The organism is Micrococcus sp. TA1 (assembly GCF_014199555.1).
In the GTDB taxonomy this organism is placed as follows: domain Bacteria; phylum Actinomycetota; class Actinomycetes; order Actinomycetales; family Micrococcaceae; genus Citricoccus.
In genome coordinates this window covers 1,566,211-1,582,853 of record NZ_JACHNW010000001.1, presented here as the reverse complement: position 1 = coordinate 1,582,853, position 16,643 = coordinate 1,566,211, and the positions used below count along the sequence as shown (strand labels likewise).

Sequence of the window (16,643 nt, the reverse complement as noted above, 5' to 3'; positions counted from 1 at the left end):
CGGGACAGTCCTCCCAGCGGCCCGGGGAAACCGGAGGCCGTCCCATGACCACTCCCGCCAACAACCCCGCGTCCCGCCTGGTGCCCAACACCGCGGAGGTCGACTACCGCATCCTCAAGACCGTGACCACGTACGAACAGGCCCAGGAACTCGTGGACCGGTTGTCGGACGGCGGCTTCCCGGTGGAGAAGACGCGGATCGTGGGCACCGGGCTGCGCTCGGTCGAGCAGATCACGGGACGGCTGACCACCGCCCGGGCCGCCGGCCAGGGTGCCCTCGGCGGCCTGTGGTTCGGCCTGATGATCGGCATCCTGTTCGTGATCTTCGCCCCGGAGTCCGGCCTGCTGATGATCCTGCTGGCCGTGGGCTTCGGTGCCGTCTGGGGGGCGATCTTCGGGGCCATCGGCCACGCCGCGACCCGCGGCAAGCGCGACTTCTCCTCGGTCCAGGTGATGGAGGCCGAGTCCTACGACGTGCTGGTGGAGGCCTCGCACGTCGCCCAGGCCGCCCAGGTGGCGGAGGGCCGGCCGATGCCCGAGACCCCCCGGGGCTGAGGGTCGCCCGAGCTGAGATGAGCCCGGCCGCCCCGCACGGTGCCGGCACGGACGGCCCCCGGGGACTGGTAGAGTAGTCCGCTGTCTGGCAAGCGCCGCCAGCATTCCCCCGTGGTGGACCGGTCCTCGTGGCCGCGGTCACCGCAGGTCCCGTCCCGGCCGGTCCGCTCCTGCGGACCGCCGACGTGCGGCGCTGCAGCGATGACGGGCAGCGGCATGCCCCTCAGCTCTCCGCAGGACGCGACGGAGGCCAGGTTCCGGTCTGTACTTGTCACACCGTGGGAGTCCCCACCTGTGCCTGGACCGGAGATCACACCAGAACCGTGCCGCCTGACAAGAAAGGTCCCTCGTGGCTTCCAACCTCCGTTCGCGCCGTACCGTGCGCCACTCGCGCGCCCTCGGCATCGCCCTGACCCCCAAGGCCGAGAAGTACATGGAGCGCCGTCCGTACGGCCCCGGCCAGCACGGCCGTGCCCGTCGCAAGGCCGACTCCGACTACTCGGTCCGCCTGAAGGAAAAGCAGCGCCTGCGCGCCCAGTACAACATCCGCGAGGCGCAGATGCGCCGTTACTTCGAAGAGGCCAAGCGCACCGAGGGCCTGACCGGTGAGAACCTGGTCGAGCTGCTCGAGATGCGCCTGGACGCCCTCGTGCTGCGTGCCGGCTTCGCCCGCACCATCGCCCAGGCCCGCCAGATGGTCGTCCACCGCCACATCATGGTCAACGGCGCCCGCGTGGACCGTCCGTCCTTCCGCGTGAAGGAGGGCCAGCTGATCCACGTGCACTCCCGCTCCGAGAAGATGGTCCCGTTCCAGATCTCCGCCACCGGTGCCCACCAGGAGGTCCTGCCGACCGTCCCGGGTTACCTGGACGTCGAGATCGACAAGCTGCAGGCCAAGCTGGTCCGCCGCCCCAAGCGCTCCGAGGTCCCCGTGACCTGCGAGGAGAACCTCGTGGTCGAGTACTACGCGCGCTGATCCGCACGTGACGCAGGACCCGGTCCTCCCCGAGGGGAGGCCGGGTCCTCGGCGTTAACGGGGGTGCACGCGGTGCCGCAGCCGTCCGCCCGTGCCGGTTTCAGCGTCCGGCTCCCGCCACCGGTAAGGTAGACCAGTCACCCCTCCGGAAAGGACCTGTCGTGATCAAGCGCGTACTGCTGCTGGGCGTCGGCGCCGCGGCCGGATGGCTCGGCCACACCGCCTACAGCAAGGGCCGCGATGCCGCCGCCCTCAAGGCCGAGGAGACGCTCCGGAACACCCTGAACCCGGAGAACATCGGCCGCAACGCCGGCCAGGCCGCGGCCACCGCACTGGCCGCCAGCGCCCGGTCCTTCGCCTATCAGCTGCGCGAGGAGGTACCGGCCTGGAAGACCGTCTCCTCCACGCTGGCCGGTGCCGCGCCGCGGACCACGGCCGGGGATGCCCCCGCCGCAGCCCACGAGACCATCCCCGGCACCGCCACCGCCGCCCCCGCCACCTCCGCGTCCGGCACCGCCGGCCGGTCCACCCGCCCCGACTCACGGAAGCAGTCATGAAGTCCCAGGAAATCGCCAGCCGCTGGCTGGAGTTCTTCGAGAAGAAGGACCACACCGTCGTCCCCTCGGCCTCCCTGGTCTCCCCGGACCCGTCGTTGCTGTTCACGATCGCCGGCATGGTCCCCTTCATCCCCTACTTCCTCGGGCAGGAGACCCCGCCGTACCCCCGCGCGGCCACCGTCCAGAAGTGCATCCGCACCGCGGACATCGAGGAGGTCGGCAAGACGGTCCGGCACGGCACCTTCTTCCAGATGTGCGGCAACTTCTCCTTCGGCGACTACTTCAAGGAGCAGGCCATCCCCTTCGCCTGGGAGCTGCTGACCAGTTCCCGCGAGGAGGGCGGCTACGGCCTGGACCCGGAGCGGCTCTGGATCACCGTCTACGAGGAGGACGACGAGGCCGAGCGGATCTGGCGGGATGAGGTGGGCGTGCCCGCCGGCCGCATCCAGCGCATGGGCAAGGCCGACAACTACTGGAACACCGGCCAGCCCGGTCCCGGCGGACCCTGCTCGGAGATCTTCTACGACCGCGGGCCCGAGTACGGGGTCGAGGGCGGTCCCGCCGCGGACGACAACCGCTACATGGAGATCTGGAACCTGGTCTTCATGCAGTACCAGCTCTCCACGGTGCGCACCAAGGAGGACTTCGACGTCGCCGGGGAACTGGCGAACCGGAACATCGACACCGGGCTGGGCCTGGAGCGCCTGGCGATGATCCTGCAGGGCGTGGAGAACATGTACGAGACGGACCAGGTCCGTCCCGTCCTGGACCGCGCCGCCGAGCTGGCCGGCCGTGAGTACACCTCCACCGAGGACTCCCGGGACCCGCACTACGCCGACGACGTCCGGCTGCGGATGATCGCCGACCACGTGCGTTCCGCACTGATGCTCATCACCGACGGCGTGGTGCCGGGCAACGAGGCCGGCGGCTACGTGCTGCGCCGGCTGATCCGCCGCGCAGTGCGTGCGATGCGGCTGATGGGCGTCACCGACCCGGTGCTGCCCGAGCTGCTGCCCGTGTCCCGGGACGCCATGGTGGGCACCTACCCCGAGGTCGGTCGCGACTTCGAGCGCATCTCGCGGATCGCCTACAACGAGGAGAAGGCCTTCCTGCGGACCATCACCGCCGGCACCGCCCGCATGGACGGTGCCGTGGCCTCCGCCCGGGTCCAGGATCCCGAACGCCCGGGCATCTCCGGCGCCGACGCGTTCGAGCTGCACGACACCTACGGCTTCCCGATCGACCTGACCCTCGAGATGGCCGCCGAGGCCGGGGTCAGCGTGGACGAGGAGGGCTTCCGGAGCCTGATGGCCGAGCAGCGCGACCGTGCCCGGCAGGACGCCAAGTCCAAGAAGTCCGGCCACGTGGACGCCTCCGCCTACCGCGAGCTGGTCGCCGAGGGAGACACCGTCTTCACCGGGTACACCGAGCACACCACCGAGTCCCGGATCCGCGGACTGCTCGCCGGGGGCCGGCAGGTCGCCTCGGCGACCGCGGGCCAGGAGCTCGAACTGGTCCTGGACGCCACGCCGTTCTACGCGGAGTCCGGCGGCCAGGCCGCGGACACCGGCCTGATCACCGGTGACGGGTTCGTCCTGGAGGTCCTCGACGTCCAGGCCCCGCTGAGGGGGCTGAGCGTGCACCGGGTCAGGGTGCGGCAGGGCGAGGTGCCCGCGGGCGCCACGGCCGTCGGGGCCATCGACCTGCAGCGCCGCCTGGACGCCCAGAAGGCCCACACCGGCACGCACATCGTGCACGCCGCGTTGCACCAGGTCCTCGGTCCCGAGGCCACCCAGTCCGGGTCCTTCAACAAGGAGGGCTACCTGCGCTTCGACTTCCGCTGGGGCGAGGCGATGTCCGAGATGGCCCGCACCGAGGTCGAGGACGTCTCCAACGTCGCCATCCGGGACAATTACCCGGTGCTCACCCAGGAGATGTCCCTGTCCGAGGCACGCGAGCTCGGGGCGATGAGCCTGTTCGGCGAGAAGTACGGGGACCGCGTGCGCGTGGTCGAGGTCAACGGCGCCTGGTCGCGCGAGCTCTGCGGCGGCACCCACGTGGGCGCCACCGCGGAGATCGGCTCCCTGGCCCTGCTCGGCGAGCAGTCCGTCGGCTCCGGCAACCGCCGCGTGGAGGCCCTCGTCGGCCTCGACGCCTTCCGCCACCTGGCCACCGAGCGGACCCTCGTCAACGAGCTGACCGGCATGCTCAAGGTCCCGGCCGACCAGGTGCGGGACCGCGTGGCCGCCACCCTGGGCCGGCTCAAGGAGATCGAGAAGGAACTGGCCGCCCTGCGGGCCGCGCAACTGCAGGCCGAGGCCGGTCGCCTGCTCGACAAGGCCGTGGACATCTCGGGCGTGAAGGTGCTGGCCCACGACGCCGGCCAGGTCGGTTCGGGCGACGAACTGCGGACGCTGGCGCTGGACCTGCGCTCCCGGCTCGAGAACGCGAGCGGCAACGCCGCCGGCACCGCCGTCGTCGCGGTCCTGGCCGGTGTGGCCAAGGGCCGCCCGCTCGTGGTCGTGGCCACCAGCCAGGCGGCGCGCGAGTCCGGCCTGAAGGCCGGGGCCCTGGTGAAGACCGCCTGCTCCGTGCTCGGCGGCGGCGGTGGTGGCAAGGACGACGTCGCCCAGGGCGGCGGCCAGGACACCACCCGGATCCTCGAGGCACTCGAGGCCGTGAGGCAGTCCATCGTCGCGACCGTCCCGACCGCGGGCGCCGCGGGCGCGTGAGCGAGGCACCGCTGCCACCGCCCGTCCTCCCGCGTGGCGTCCGACTCGGGGTCGACGTCGGGCGCGCGCGCGTCGGGCTGGCCGCCTCCGACCCGGACGGCATCCTGGCCACGCCGGTGAAGACCCTTAGGCGCGACGCGCGGAAGGGGTCCGACCGGCGCATGATCGTCCGGGAGGCCCTGGACCGGGACGCGGTCACGGTCTACGTGGGCCATCCGGTCAACCTGCAGGGGCACCCCACCGCCTCCACCCAGGACGCCGTGGACTACGCCGGCGCGCTGGCTGCGGAGCTGTTCCGGGCCGGCAGCCGCGCCGGAGTCCGCCTGATCGATGAACGGCTGAGCACGGTGACCGCCCACCGGCAGTTGCACGAGGCCGGCCGGAACAGCCGGCAGCACCGTGAGGTCGTGGACCAGGTCGCCGCGGTGCAGATCCTTGAGCAGGCCTTGACTATGCAACAATCACTCCAGCGGGACGCGGGTCGTCCCGTCCCCATCCCTGCCGGTGATCCGAACGAAGGAGAGGACGTCACGCGTGACCAACCTGACTCCTGAAGACCCCGAGGACACCGGCGCGTCGGCGGACGCCCAGCCCGGGAACGAGTCCGCGGCGGAGAGTGACCCCGAGACCCGGGGGCATGGCTCCGAGGGCGGGGACAACCCCGACTCCGCCCAGGACGGCCAGGACGGCCAGGACCTCGACGAGGACCGCCGCCAGTACCCGGAACAGCGCGGCGAGGTCCACGGCGCGCCGGCGACCCCCGTCATCGTCCGGCCCTCCAGCCGGCAGGGGTACCAGACGGTGACCATCAACCCGGACCGCGCCAAGGACGCCGGCCAGCAGGCCAAGAGGGAGGCCCGGCGCAAGCGCCGCCGCCGGCGCAACATCGCCCTGGTCTCGGCCTTCGGCGTGTTCGTGCTGCTGCTGGTCGGCCTGTCCCTGGGGGTCCGGGGACTGCTTCCCTCACCGGCCGCCAAGGACTATCCCGGCCCCGGCGGTGAGGAGGTCGTCTTCACCGTGAACCAGGGTGAGGGCGCCCTGGCGATCGGCACGCGACTGGAGGACCAGGACATCGTGGCCAGCCGGGAGGCGTTCATCGAGGCGGTCAACCAGTCCCGGTCGGAGAACTCCATCCAGCCCGGCGAGTACCCGCTGCGGTCGCAGATGAAGGCCTCCGACGCCGCCGCCATCCTGCAGCGGGAGGGCGTGGGCCAGGTCCACTACGTGGCCATCAACCGGGGCATGCGACTGAACGAGGCCTTCGAGGCGATCTCCACCTCCACGGGCATCCCGGTGGAGGACCTCGAGGCCGCGGCGAAGGATCCCACGGAGTTCGGGCTGCCCGAGACGGCGCCCAGCCTCGAGGGCTACCTGGCGCCGGGGGAGTACCGCTTCGACATCGAGGCCGAACCGGCCGAGATCCTCACCCTGCTGACCGAACCGACCTTCGCCACCCTGGAGGCGGACGGCGTGACCGACGAGGCCGAGCAGCTCCGCACGCTCACGATCGCCTCGATCCTCGAGGCGGAGGCGCTGCCGAAGGACTACGCCACGGTGGCCGGGATCATCGAGAACCGCCTGCACCCGGACAATCCGGAGACCGACGGCAAGCTGCAGATCGACGCGACCGTGATCTACGGACTGGGCCAGCGCCAGCTCCAGTTCACCCAGGAGGAGAAGGAGGACGCCTCGAACGAGTACAACACCTACGTCCACCGCGGCCTTCCCCCCGGACCGATCGGCGCGCCGTCCACGGAGGCGATCGATGCCGCGTCCAGCCCGGAGGACAACGAGTTCTACTACTGGGTGACCACGAACATCGAGACTGGTGAGACGAAGTTCGCCCGGGACTACGCCACCCACCGGACGTACCAGCAGGAGTACCGGGACTACTGTGCCGAGAACAAGGAGATCTGTGGCTGAACCGGTGCACCGCTGGAACGCGGGCGTGCTCGGGCATCCCATCGCCCACTCGAAGTCCCCGGACCTGCACGCGGCGGCCTATCGCGTCCTGGGCCTGGACATCGACTACCGGGCCCACGACGTCACGCCGGAACACCTGTCCGGATTCGTGGCCGGGCTCGGTGACGCGGCCGCGTCGGGGGCGGACTGGCTCGGCCTGTCCGTGACGATGCCCCTGAAGGCCCCGATGGTCGGGCTCATGGACTCGGTCTCGCCCCGCGTGGAACGGCTCGGCGTGCTCAACACGGTCGTCCGTGGGGCCGACGGCTCGTTGTCCGGCCACAACACGGATGTCGACGGCATCGTCCGGTCCCTCGCCGCCGCCGGATTCGACCGGCGTGCCACGGGTGGCCGGATGGGCATCCTGGGCGGTGGGGGCACGGCCGCGGCGGCCATCGCCGCCGCCGCGCAGCTGGGACTGGACGGGATCGAGGTCTTCGTGCGGAACCCGGACCGGGCCGTGGGGCAGGTGACGCTGGCGCGCGCCTTCGGCCTGGAGGCCGCGGTGCGCACCCTGGCGGACTTCCCGGCCTCGGCGCCCGGGTTCCGCGCGGTCGTCTCCACGCTGCCGCCCCGTGCCGCCGACCCGACCGCGGCGGCGCTGGCCGCCGCCGGCCCCGCCGGCACGCGGGGGCTGCCGCCCCTGCTGGACGCCGCCTACGACCCATGGCCCTCGGCCCTGGCCGCGGCCTGGTCCGGTCGCGGCGGGGACGTCGTCAGCGGGCTGGAGATGCTGCTGTACCAGGCCGTCGAGCAGGTCCGCCTCTTCACGGCCCGCGTCCGGACGGGCACGGCCGAACCCGACTGGGCCGCCGTCACCGGTGCGATGGCCGCGTCGATCGGCCTGCCCGCGCGAGAGCCCGCGCCGCCGGCCGGGTCCTGATCCGTCACACCGTCCGGCGCGCCCGGCGGTGCGTGAGAGAATCAAGTCCATGGTGCGCTGGTTGACAGCGGGCGAATCACATGGGCCCGCACTCGTTGGAATCATCGAAGGGCTGCCCGCGGGCATCCCCCTGACGACCGCCATGGTCCAGGAGGCCCTCGCGCGCCGCCGGCTCGGCTACGGCCGAGGGGCCCGGATGAAGTTCGAGCAGGACCAGGTGACGCTGCTCGGCGGCGTCCGCCACGGCTCCACGCTCGGCTCGCCCGTGGCGATCGAGATCGGCAACACCGAGTGGCCCAAGTGGGAGAAGGTCATGTCGGCCGATCCCGTGGACGCCGAGGAGCTGGAGGGCCTGGCGCGCAACGCCGCCCTCACCCGCCCGCGGCCCGGTCACGCCGACCTCGCGGGCATGCAGAAGTACGGCTTCGCCGAGGCCCGCCCGCTGCTCGAGCGGGCCTCGGCCCGCGAGACCGCCGCCCGCGTGGCCCTGGGCACGGTGGCCGGCTCCTTCCTGGCGCAGCTGGGCATCCGGACCGTCTCGCACACCACGGCGGTCGGCACCGTCTCGGTGCCGGAGGACTCGGCACTGCCGGGCCCGGACGACGTGGTGGCGCTGGACGCCGACCCGTTGCGCTGCTTCGACCAACTGACCTCCGACGCGATGGTGGCCGAGGTGGACGCCGCCCACAAGGAGGGTGAGACCCTCGGCGGCGTCGTCGAGGTCCTGGCCTACGGTGTGCCCGTGGGGCTGGGCAGCCACGTCCACTGGGACCGTCGGCTGGACTCCCGGTTGTCCGCCGCCCTCATGGGCATCCAGGCCATCAAGGGCGTGGAGGTCGGGGACGGCTTCACCACCGCAGCCCGCCGCGGCACCGCCGCCCATGACGAGATCATCCGGGGCCAGGACGGCCACCCGCTGCGCACCTCGAACCGCGCCGGGGGCATCGAGGGCGGCATGAGCACCGGGGGAGTGGTCCGCGTCCGCGCCGGCATGAAGCCGATCGCCACCGTGCCCCGCGCCCTGAAGACCGTGGACACCGCCACCGGACAGGACACCCGGGCCCATCACCAGCGCTCGGACGTTTGCGCCGTCCCGGCCGCGGGCGTCGTCGCGGAGGCCATGGTCGCCCTCGTCCTCGCCCAGGCCGTCCTGGAGAAGTTCGGCGGGGACTCGGTCGCCGAGACCCGGCGGAACCTGGACAACTTCGTGGCGGCCCTCGAGCCCCTGCCCGCACCGGAGCCCACCGGGGTCTCCGCTGCCGAGGCGCCGATGGGCGATCCGCTGCAGTGACGCCCGGACCAGTCCCGGCTGGCGCACCGGAGCGGTTCCCCCGTCAGCGCATCGTGCTGGTCGGCCCCATGGGATCCGGGAAGTCGACGGTCGGCACCGTCCTGGCCCGTTCCCTCGGCCTGGCCCGGCTCGACGCGGACGAGCTCTTCGAGTCCGCCCACGGACCGATCCCGGACTACTTCGCACGCCACGGCGAGCCGGCCTTCCGACAGGCCGAGGAGGACGTGATCGGCCAGGCGATCAGCGGCGCCGAGCCCTGCGTGCTCTCGCTCGGCGGAGGCGCCGTGCTCAGCGCGCTGACCCGGTCCCGGCTGGCCGGGTCGCACGTGGTCTACCTGACGGTCGACGAGGCCGTCGCGCTGCGCCGGGTCGGCGGCGGTGAGGGCCGCCCGGTGCTGGCGGGTGACCCCGGTCGCACGTGGCGGCGCATCCTGTCCGAGCGCGAGGCACTGTACCGTGAGGTGTCGGACTGGACGGTGGACACCACCGACCGGTCGGCCGACGAACTGGCCCAGACCATCATCCGCCTCGTGCGCGAGGCCGAATCCGTTTCCCCCACCCCAGGAGCTGTCCATCCATGACCGAACCGAACGTGCCGCAGGCCGCTACGCCCGGGACTCCCACTCCGGCTGCCGATGACGCCACCGTCATCCCCGTCTCGGGTGGATCCGGGGCCGCGGCCTCCGGCGGGTACGACGTCGTCGTGGGCAAGGGGCTGCTGGCCCGGCTGCCGGAGATGCTCGGTGCCGGCGTGCGCCGCGTCCTGGTCATCCACCCGCGCGCGCTGCGGGCCACCGGTGACGTGGTCAAGGCGGACCTGGAGACGGCCGGCTACACCGCCCTGACCGCGGAGATCCCGGACGCCGAGGAGGGCAAGCACATCCAGGTCGCCGCGTTCTGCTGGCAGGTGCTGGGCCAGAACGACTTCACCCGCTCGGACGCGATCGTCGCGGTGGGCGGCGGCTCGGTGACCGACGTCGCCGGGTTCGTGGCCGCCACCTGGCTGCGCGGCGTACGGGTCGTGCACATCCCCACCACCCTGCTGGGCATGGTGGACGCCGCCGTGGGCGGGAAGACCGGGATCAACACCGCCGAGGGCAAGAACCTGGTCGGCGCGTTCCACCCGCCGGCCGGCGTCCTGGCCGACCTCGACACCCTGCTGACCCTGCCGCCGAACGAACTCGTCTCCGGGCTCGCCGAGGTGGTCAAGTGCGGGTTCATCGCCGACCCGACGATCCTGGACGTCATCGAGTCCTCGCCGCAGCAGGCCCAGAACCCCCACTCGGCCCAGCTGCGGGAGCTGATCGAGCGCTCCATCAGCGTCAAGGCCGAGGTGGTCTCCCAGGACCTGCGCGAGGCGGGGCTGCGGGAGATGCTCAACTACGGGCACACCCTGGGCCACGCGATCGAACTGGCCGAGCGCTACCAGTGGCGCCACGGGGCGGCCGTCTCCGTCGGCATGGTCTTCGCGGCCGAGCTCGCCCGCTCCGTCGGACGGCTGGACGACGCCACCGCCGACCGGCACCGCAGCATCCTGCAGTCCCTGGGCCTGCCCACCTCGTACGCGGCCGGGCGCTGGGAGACGCTGCTCGACGGCATCCGCCGCGACAAGAAGAACCGCGGCGACCAGCTGCGCTTCGTCCTGCTGGACGGCCTCGCCCGCCCGACGACCTACGACGTCCCGGACGCCTCGCTGCTGTTCGCCACCTACCAGGAGATCGCCGAATAACCGGACTCCGGTCATCGCCTAGAATGGTCGACTGGACTTCGAACGAGGCAACAGACGGAGAAGACTGTGGCAACCAGCAATGACATCAAGAACGGCACCGTCCTGAAGATGGACGGCCACCTGTGGAACGTGATCGAGTTCCAGCACGTGAAGCCGGGCAAGGGCGGCGCCTTCGTGCGCACCAAGATGAAGAACATCACCACGGGCAAGCTCGTGGACAAGACCTTCAACGCCGGGGCCAAGGTCGAGACCGCCACCGTGGACCGTTCGGACTACGAGTACCTGTACCAGGACGGCGAGGACTTCGTGTTCATGGACCTGGACACCTACGACCAGATCACGGTCTCCCCGGCCGTCGTCGGGGACGCCGCGCACTTCATGCTGGAGAACCAGAAGGTGACCATCGCCATGAACGAGGGCACCCCGCTGTACCTGGACATGCCGCCGTCGGTGGTCCTGGAGATCACCTACACCGAGCCGGGCCTGCAGGGGGACCGTTCCTCCGCCGGCACCAAGCCGGCCACGGTGGAGACCGGTTACGAGATCCAGGTCCCGCTGTTCGTGGACCAGGGCACCAAGGTCAAGGTGGACACCCGCACCGGTGACTACCTCGGCCGCGTGAACGACTGATCCGCCGGTGAGTGCACGAGGCCGCGCCCGCAGGCGCGCCCTGGAGATCCTGTTCGAGGCCGAGCAGCGGGGGACCACGCCGGATGAGGGAATCACCTCCCGCCGGACGTCGACGGAGCAGGTGATCAACCCGTACACGGTCGAGATCATCCACGGCGTGATCGCCGAGCAGGAGCGGATCGACGAGATCCTCTCCTCCTACGCCCAGGGCTGGACCCTGGACCGTATGCCCGCGGTGGACCGTTCGATCCTGCGCATTGGCGCCTGGGAGCTGCTGTTCAACGACGACGTCCCGGACGGCGTGGCCGTGGCCGAGTCCGTCACCATGGCCAAGGAGCTCTCGACCGACGCCTCCCCGGAGTTCGTCAACGGGCTGCTCGGCCGCATCCAGCAGCTCAAGCCAACCCTGCTGGACTGACGCCCGCCGACCCGACCGCGGCCAGCAGCTCCTGGCGCTGGCGGACCGTGGCCCGCAGCAGCCTGGACTCCTCGGCGGCATTGCGCTCCACGTCGTGTCCCCGGTCGAGCCGGTGCCGCACGGCGGCCAGCCTGCGGGCCGTGCGTTCGAGCTGCACCAGCTGGTCACCGGCGCCGGCACGGCGGGCCCAGCGCCGGGACTGGAGCCGGCCCGCCCGGGTGCCGAACATGACCGTCTCCTGGGGCAGCAGCCATCCGGTCCGCTCGTAGTGGGCCAGCTTCTCGTGGGCCAGGCGCCGCTCACCGCGCATCAACAGCAGCACGGCCGCGATCGCGGCGAGGAACAGCGGCACCTGCAGCAGCACGTAGAACGAGAAGAAGTCGTCGAAGAGCAGCGCGAGGCCGCCGTTCCACAGGACGTGCCCGAGGACGGCCGGGACCAGTCCCAGCAGGAACCATCCCGCCCAGCGGGCCGGGGCGGCGTGGGACCCGGGACCCATCCGGTGGGCGGCGATACCCAGGAAGAACCCGATCCAGACGGTGAACAGCACGTGGGCGAAGGGCGAGAACAGCCCCCGCAGCACGAACGTGACGGCCAGTTCCGGGCCCCATCCCACCTCGCCGTAGGCGGCGCCGAAGTAGAGGATGTTCTCGGTGAAGGCGAAGCCGGCGGCGACCATCCCGGCGTAGACGACCCCGTCCACGGGCCCGTCGAAGTGTGAGCGCGCCGCCAGGAAGACGACGATCAGCCCGGCCCCCTTCATGACCTCCTCCACGACCGGGGCCTGGACCACCGCGCCGAAGGTGCCGGCGTCCAGGGCCGACAATTCGGCGAAGGCGGCCGTGAACACCTCCCCGAGCACGAGGGTCCCGAACACGGACACCCCGGCCCCCCACAGCAGGGCGAAGGCCAGCCAGCCCCGCGGTTCCGGATCCCACCGGTCGATCCACCACAGCCCGACCAGCACGATCGCCAGGGGGACGAGGGCGAGCAGCCCGACCACGAACAGGGTGTCCGGACCCAGTGCCGAGGCGAGGAACCGCGCCACCAGGACCGCGACGGCGGCGGTGAGCACCAGCAGGACGGTCACGGCGGCGGTGGAGCGACGCCGGCCGCGCTCGAGCTGACGGGGTGTGGGCGCGGTCGCGTAGGGGCTGGGTGCGGGGGGTTGCGGCCCGCGGCCGTCGACCTGCTGTGACATGCCTCCCATCCTGTCATCCCGGTCCGTCACGTCCCGTCTCGGCCCCGTGGCGGCTGGTCCCGGTGGTAGGGTTGTCGCCGGACCAGACACACCCCTACCGGGGTTGCGTTTCCTTTAAGTTCCGTCCTGTGAGGCGGGGAAGGAGGCATGTGTGCAGGCTGTACCCCGCGATGCGAGGACCGTCCTGTCCGCTGCGGACATCGACCGGGCACTGACCCGGATCGCGCACGAGATCCTCGAGGCCAACCGTGGCCCGGAGGGGATCGTCGTGCTGGGCATCCCCCGCCGGGGCGTGCCGCTCGCCGAGCGCATCGCCGCGAAGCTGGAGCGGATCGAGCCCGGCTTCGCCGCCGCCGCCGCCACGGGCCAGCTCGACGTCACCCTGTACCGCGACGACCTGCGCCGCTCCACCTCACGCACCCCCGCCCCGACGCGGCTCCCGACCTCCGGGATCGACGGCGCCGTCGTCGTCCTCGTGGACGACGTCCTGTACTCCGGGCGCACCATCCGGGCCGCCCTGGACGCCCTGAACGACGTCGGCCGGCCCGCCGCCGTGCGGCTGGCGGTGCTGGTGGACCGCGGCCACCGCGAGCTGCCCATCCGGGCCGACTTCGTGGGCAAGAACCTGCCGACCTCCACCGCCGAGCGCGTCCAGGTCCGGCTCCTGGAGATCGACGGTCCCGCGGGCACCGGTGAGGTCACCGAGGACGCCGTCGCGATCATGGACATCACCGACCCCGCCACGGCCGTGGGGGAGGGCGCCCGGTGAAGCACCTGCTCTCCACCCAGGACCTTTCGCTGAGCGACGCGCTGCGCATCCTCGACACCGCCGAGGAGATGTCCGCCGTCTCCGGCCGCGAGGTCAAGAAGCTGCCGGCCCTGCGCGGCCGCACTGTGGTCAACCTCTTCCTCGAGGACTCCACCCGCACCCGGATCTCGTTCGAGGCGGCCGCCAAGCGGTTGAGCGCGGATGTCATCAACTTCACCGGGAAGGGCACCTCCGTGTCCAAGGGGGAGTCCCTCAAGGACACGGTGCAGACCCTGGAGGCCATCGGCGCGGACGCGATCGTCATGCGCCACTGGGGCTCCGGGGCCGCCGCCCAGCTGGCCGGCTCCGGCTGGATCACCTCCTCGGTGGTCAACGCCGGCGACGGCACGCACGAGCACCCCACCCAGGCGCTGCTGGACGCGCTGACCCTGCGCCGTCACCTGGCCCGCCGCCACGGCACCGGACCGCGCGGGACCGACCTGTCCGGGATGAAGGTCGTGATCGTGGGAGACATCCTGCACTCGCGCGTGGCCCGCTCCAACCTGTGGCTGCTCACCACCCTGGGGGCCGAGGTCACTCTCGCGGCGCCGCCCACGCTCATGCCCGTGGGCGTGGAGCAGTGGCCCTGCCAGGTGACCTACTCCCTGGACGAGGCCATAGCCGCCGGCCCCGACGCCGTGATGATGCTGCGGGTGCAGTCCGAGCGCATGCACGAGGCCTTCTTCCCCTCCGCCGCGGAGTACACCCGGTCCTGGGGGCTGACCGACGACCGGCTCGCCCTGCTCGAGTCCGCCGGCGCCGACGACGCCGTCATCATGCATCCCGGCCCCATGAACCGCGGGCTGGAGATCTCTGCCGCGGCGGCCGACTCCGTGCGGAACACGGCGCTGGAGCAGGTCGCCAACGGTGTCTCCGTGCGTATGGCCGTGCTGTACCTCGTCCTGTCCGGCACCGAGACCGCCGGCACCCCCGACCTCGTCCCCAGCGCCGCCAGGAGGCCTGAAGCGTGAGCCCCACCGCACCCCGATACCTGATCTCCGGCGGCACCCTGCCGGACGGCACCACCTCCGACGTCCTCATCGAGGAAGGACTGCTGGCCGCGGTCGGGCCTGAGGCGCGCTCCCGCGCCGAGGCCGGCGACGGCCCGCTCGAGACCGTGGACGCCTCCGGGCGGATCGTCCTGCCGGGACTGGTCGACCTGCACACCCACCTGCGCGAACCGGGCCGGGAGGACGCGGAGACGGTGGAGACCGGGACCCGGGCCGCCGCCATGGGCGGCTTCACCTCGGTGCACGCCATGGCGAACTCGACGCCGGTCGCGGACTCCGCGGGTGTCGTCGAGCAGGTCTGGCAGCTGGGCCGTGAGGCCGGCTGGTGCGACGTGCACCCGGTGGGCGCCGTGACCGTGGGCCTGGCGGGGGAGCGCCTCGCGGAGCTCGGTGCCATGGCCGCCTCCCGGGCCGAGGTCCGCGTCTTCTCCGACGACGGGATGTGCGTCGCCGACCCGGTGCTCATGCGCCGGGCGCTGGAGTACGTCAAGGCGTTCGACGGCGTCGTGGCCCAGCACGCGCAGGAACCCCGGCTGACCGAGGGCGCGCAGATGAACGAGGGCGAGCTGTCCTCGGTCCTGGGCCTGTCCGGCTGGCCGGCCGTCGCCGAGGAGGCCATCATCGCGCGGGACGTGCTGCTGGCCCAGCACGTCGGCTCGCGGCTGCACGTGTGCCACGTCTCCACCGCCGGTTCCGTGGAGATCATCCGCTGGGCCAAGGAGCGAGGGATCGACGTCACCGCCGAGGCGACCCCGCACCACCTGCTGCTCACGGAGGAGTCCGTGCGCAGCTACGACCCGGTGTTCAAGGTGAACCCGCCGCTGCGCCGTGAGGCGGACGTGATGGCCCTGCGCGAGGGCCTGGCGGACGGGACGATCGACACGATCGGCACCGACCACGCCCCGCACACGGCCGAGACCAAGGAGTGCGAGTGGACGGTGGCGGCGATGGGGATGACCGGGCTGGAGACGGCCCTGCCCGTGGTCCAGCACGCCCTCGTGGACACCGGATTGATGGACTGGGCGGGCGTGTCCCGGATCCTGAGCTCGACGCCGGCGCGGATCGCCCGGCTCGCGGACCAGGGCCGGATCTCGGCGGCCGGCGTCTTCGAGACCGGGGCCCCGGCCAACGTGACCGTCTACGACCCGCACGTCACCCGCACGGTGGATCCCGCCACCCACGCCACGCGCTCGAGGAACAGCCCGTACCGCGGCATGGAACTGCCCGGTCAGGTCACCGACGTGTTCAACCACGGGCACCCGGTGGTGCGTGACCGCGCCCTGGCCACGCCCCGCACCCACTAGAGAAGGACCCTCCCAGACGTGAACGACTACAGCGCCGAGTACACCCTCATCGGGATCCTGACGGTGATCGTGGTGATCGCCATCGGTGTCCTGATGTGGTGGGGCTGGCGCAACCGGAAGCGACGCCAGCAGGACATCCCCGCCCCGGCGCCGGTGCCCGCGCACCTGCTCGAGGCGGCGCCGTCGGCGGACGCGGAGGGCATGTACGTCAGCACCGTCCGCGGTCGCGACTACCTGGACCGCATCGCCGTGCACGGGCTGGGCCTGCGCACCAACGCCCGGCTCGAGGTCCACCCCGAGGGGGTGGTCGTGCTGCGCGAGGGCAGCGCGAACTTCCTCATCCCCGCCGCGGACCTGCTCGAGGTCGGCCTGGACTCCGGCATGAGCGGCAAGTTCGTCGAGTCCGGCGGGCTGATTGTCATGACCTGGCTGCTGGGCGGCCAGGAGGTCACCACCGGGTTCCGCACCCGGGCCGCCAGGGACCGTGACCCGCTGCGGTCCGCGATCGAGCACATCGTCCCCCACCACGACGGCGGCAACCGCGCCGCCGCCTGAACCACGACTTCCCCTCACCCCCCACCAGCAGAT

17 protein-coding genes are annotated in these 16,643 nt (G+C 71.9%); 16 read left to right on the top strand and 1 reads right to left on the bottom strand.

The window, feature by feature from the left end; genetic code table 11:
- The first annotated feature begins 44 nt into the window (after positions 1-44).
- The 12 genes from GGQ69_RS06940 (at position 45) to nusB (ending at position 11,732) form a co-directional block, all read left to right on the top strand.
- Positions 45-554: a general stress protein gene (locus tag GGQ69_RS06940; protein WP_183526354.1), complete on the top strand. Its 510-nt coding sequence runs from the start codon at positions 45-47 to the stop codon at positions 552-554.
- 349 nt (positions 555-903) lie between these two features.
- A complete protein-coding gene (gene rpsD / locus GGQ69_RS06935; RefSeq protein ID WP_010143281.1) occupies positions 904-1,530 on the top strand; it encodes a 30S ribosomal protein S4 in 627 nt (208 codons plus the stop codon).
- Positions 1,531-1,691: 161 nt separating this feature from the next.
- The gene (locus GGQ69_RS06930) at positions 1,692-2,087 is read left to right on the top strand and encodes a hypothetical protein (protein ID WP_183526351.1); all 396 of its coding nucleotides are present in this window, start codon (positions 1,692-1,694) and stop codon (positions 2,085-2,087) included.
- Entirely contained in the window at positions 2,084-4,819 is a 2,736-nt protein-coding gene (gene alaS, locus GGQ69_RS06925; protein ID WP_183526347.1) for an alanine--tRNA ligase, read from the top strand. Before GGQ69_RS06930 ends, alaS begins: the two co-directional genes overlap by 4 nt.
- The gene (gene ruvX / locus GGQ69_RS06920; protein WP_183526344.1) at positions 4,816-5,373 is read left to right on the top strand and encodes a Holliday junction resolvase RuvX; all 558 of its coding nucleotides are present in this window, start codon (positions 4,816-4,818) and stop codon (positions 5,371-5,373) included. The genes alaS and ruvX overlap by 4 nt, the downstream gene beginning before the upstream one ends.
- The gene (gene mltG, locus GGQ69_RS06915; RefSeq protein ID WP_183526341.1) at positions 5,354-6,742 is read left to right on the top strand and encodes an endolytic transglycosylase MltG; all 1,389 of its coding nucleotides are present in this window, start codon (positions 5,354-5,356) and stop codon (positions 6,740-6,742) included. The genes ruvX and mltG overlap by 20 nt, the downstream gene beginning before the upstream one ends.
- The gene (locus tag GGQ69_RS06910; protein WP_183526338.1) at positions 6,735-7,664 is read left to right on the top strand and encodes a shikimate dehydrogenase; all 930 of its coding nucleotides are present in this window, start codon (positions 6,735-6,737) and stop codon (positions 7,662-7,664) included. Before mltG ends, GGQ69_RS06910 begins: the two co-directional genes overlap by 8 nt.
- A gap of 49 nt (positions 7,665-7,713) precedes the next feature.
- Positions 7,714-8,955, top strand: coding sequence for a chorismate synthase (aroC, locus tag GGQ69_RS06905; RefSeq protein ID WP_183526335.1), 1,242 nt, complete (start codon positions 7,714-7,716; stop codon positions 8,953-8,955).
- 68 nt (positions 8,956-9,023) lie between these two features.
- On the top strand, positions 9,024-9,536 hold the full coding sequence (locus GGQ69_RS06900) for a shikimate kinase (RefSeq protein ID WP_183526332.1): 513 nt from the start codon (positions 9,024-9,026) through the stop codon (positions 9,534-9,536).
- Positions 9,533-10,684: a 3-dehydroquinate synthase gene (gene aroB / locus GGQ69_RS06895; RefSeq protein ID WP_183526329.1), complete on the top strand. Its 1,152-nt coding sequence runs from the start codon at positions 9,533-9,535 to the stop codon at positions 10,682-10,684. The genes GGQ69_RS06900 and aroB overlap by 4 nt, the downstream gene beginning before the upstream one ends.
- 66 nt (positions 10,685-10,750) lie before the next feature.
- Positions 10,751-11,314, top strand: coding sequence for an elongation factor P (efp, locus tag GGQ69_RS06890; RefSeq protein WP_010143271.1), 564 nt, complete (start codon positions 10,751-10,753; stop codon positions 11,312-11,314).
- A 7-nt stretch (positions 11,315-11,321) separates the two neighbouring features.
- Positions 11,322-11,732 (top strand): transcription antitermination factor NusB, encoded by a 411-nt coding sequence (gene nusB / locus GGQ69_RS06885; RefSeq protein WP_010143269.1) that lies wholly within the window; start codon positions 11,322-11,324, stop codon positions 11,730-11,732.
- Here nusB and GGQ69_RS06880 read toward each other — a convergent pair.
- Positions 11,710-12,933 carry a PrsW family intramembrane metalloprotease gene (locus tag GGQ69_RS06880; protein WP_183526326.1) on the bottom strand — a complete coding sequence of 408 codons (1,224 nt, stop codon included), beginning with the start codon at positions 12,931-12,933 and terminating at the stop codon, positions 11,710-11,712. The two genes, nusB and GGQ69_RS06880, sit on opposite strands and share 23 nt — an antisense overlap.
- 151 nt (positions 12,934-13,084) lie before the next feature.
- Between GGQ69_RS06880 and pyrR the strand changes: the two genes are divergently transcribed.
- The 4 genes from pyrR to GGQ69_RS06860 are packed head-to-tail and all read left to right on the top strand — an operon-like array spanning position 13,085 to position 16,610.
- Positions 13,085-13,702, top strand: a complete 618-nt coding sequence (pyrR, locus tag GGQ69_RS06875; RefSeq protein WP_183526323.1) for a bifunctional pyr operon transcriptional regulator/uracil phosphoribosyltransferase PyrR — start codon at positions 13,085-13,087, stop codon at positions 13,700-13,702.
- Positions 13,699-14,712, top strand: coding sequence for an aspartate carbamoyltransferase catalytic subunit (locus GGQ69_RS06870; protein ID WP_183526320.1), 1,014 nt, complete (start codon positions 13,699-13,701; stop codon positions 14,710-14,712). The genes pyrR and GGQ69_RS06870 overlap by 4 nt, the downstream gene beginning before the upstream one ends.
- A complete protein-coding gene (locus tag GGQ69_RS06865; protein ID WP_183526317.1) occupies positions 14,709-16,055 on the top strand; it encodes a dihydroorotase in 1,347 nt (448 codons plus the stop codon). The genes GGQ69_RS06870 and GGQ69_RS06865 overlap by 4 nt, the downstream gene beginning before the upstream one ends.
- Before the next feature lie 18 nt (positions 16,056-16,073).
- Positions 16,074-16,610, top strand: coding sequence for a hypothetical protein (locus GGQ69_RS06860; protein WP_370577124.1), 537 nt, complete (start codon positions 16,074-16,076; stop codon positions 16,608-16,610).
- Positions 16,611-16,643: the final 33 nt, after the last annotated feature.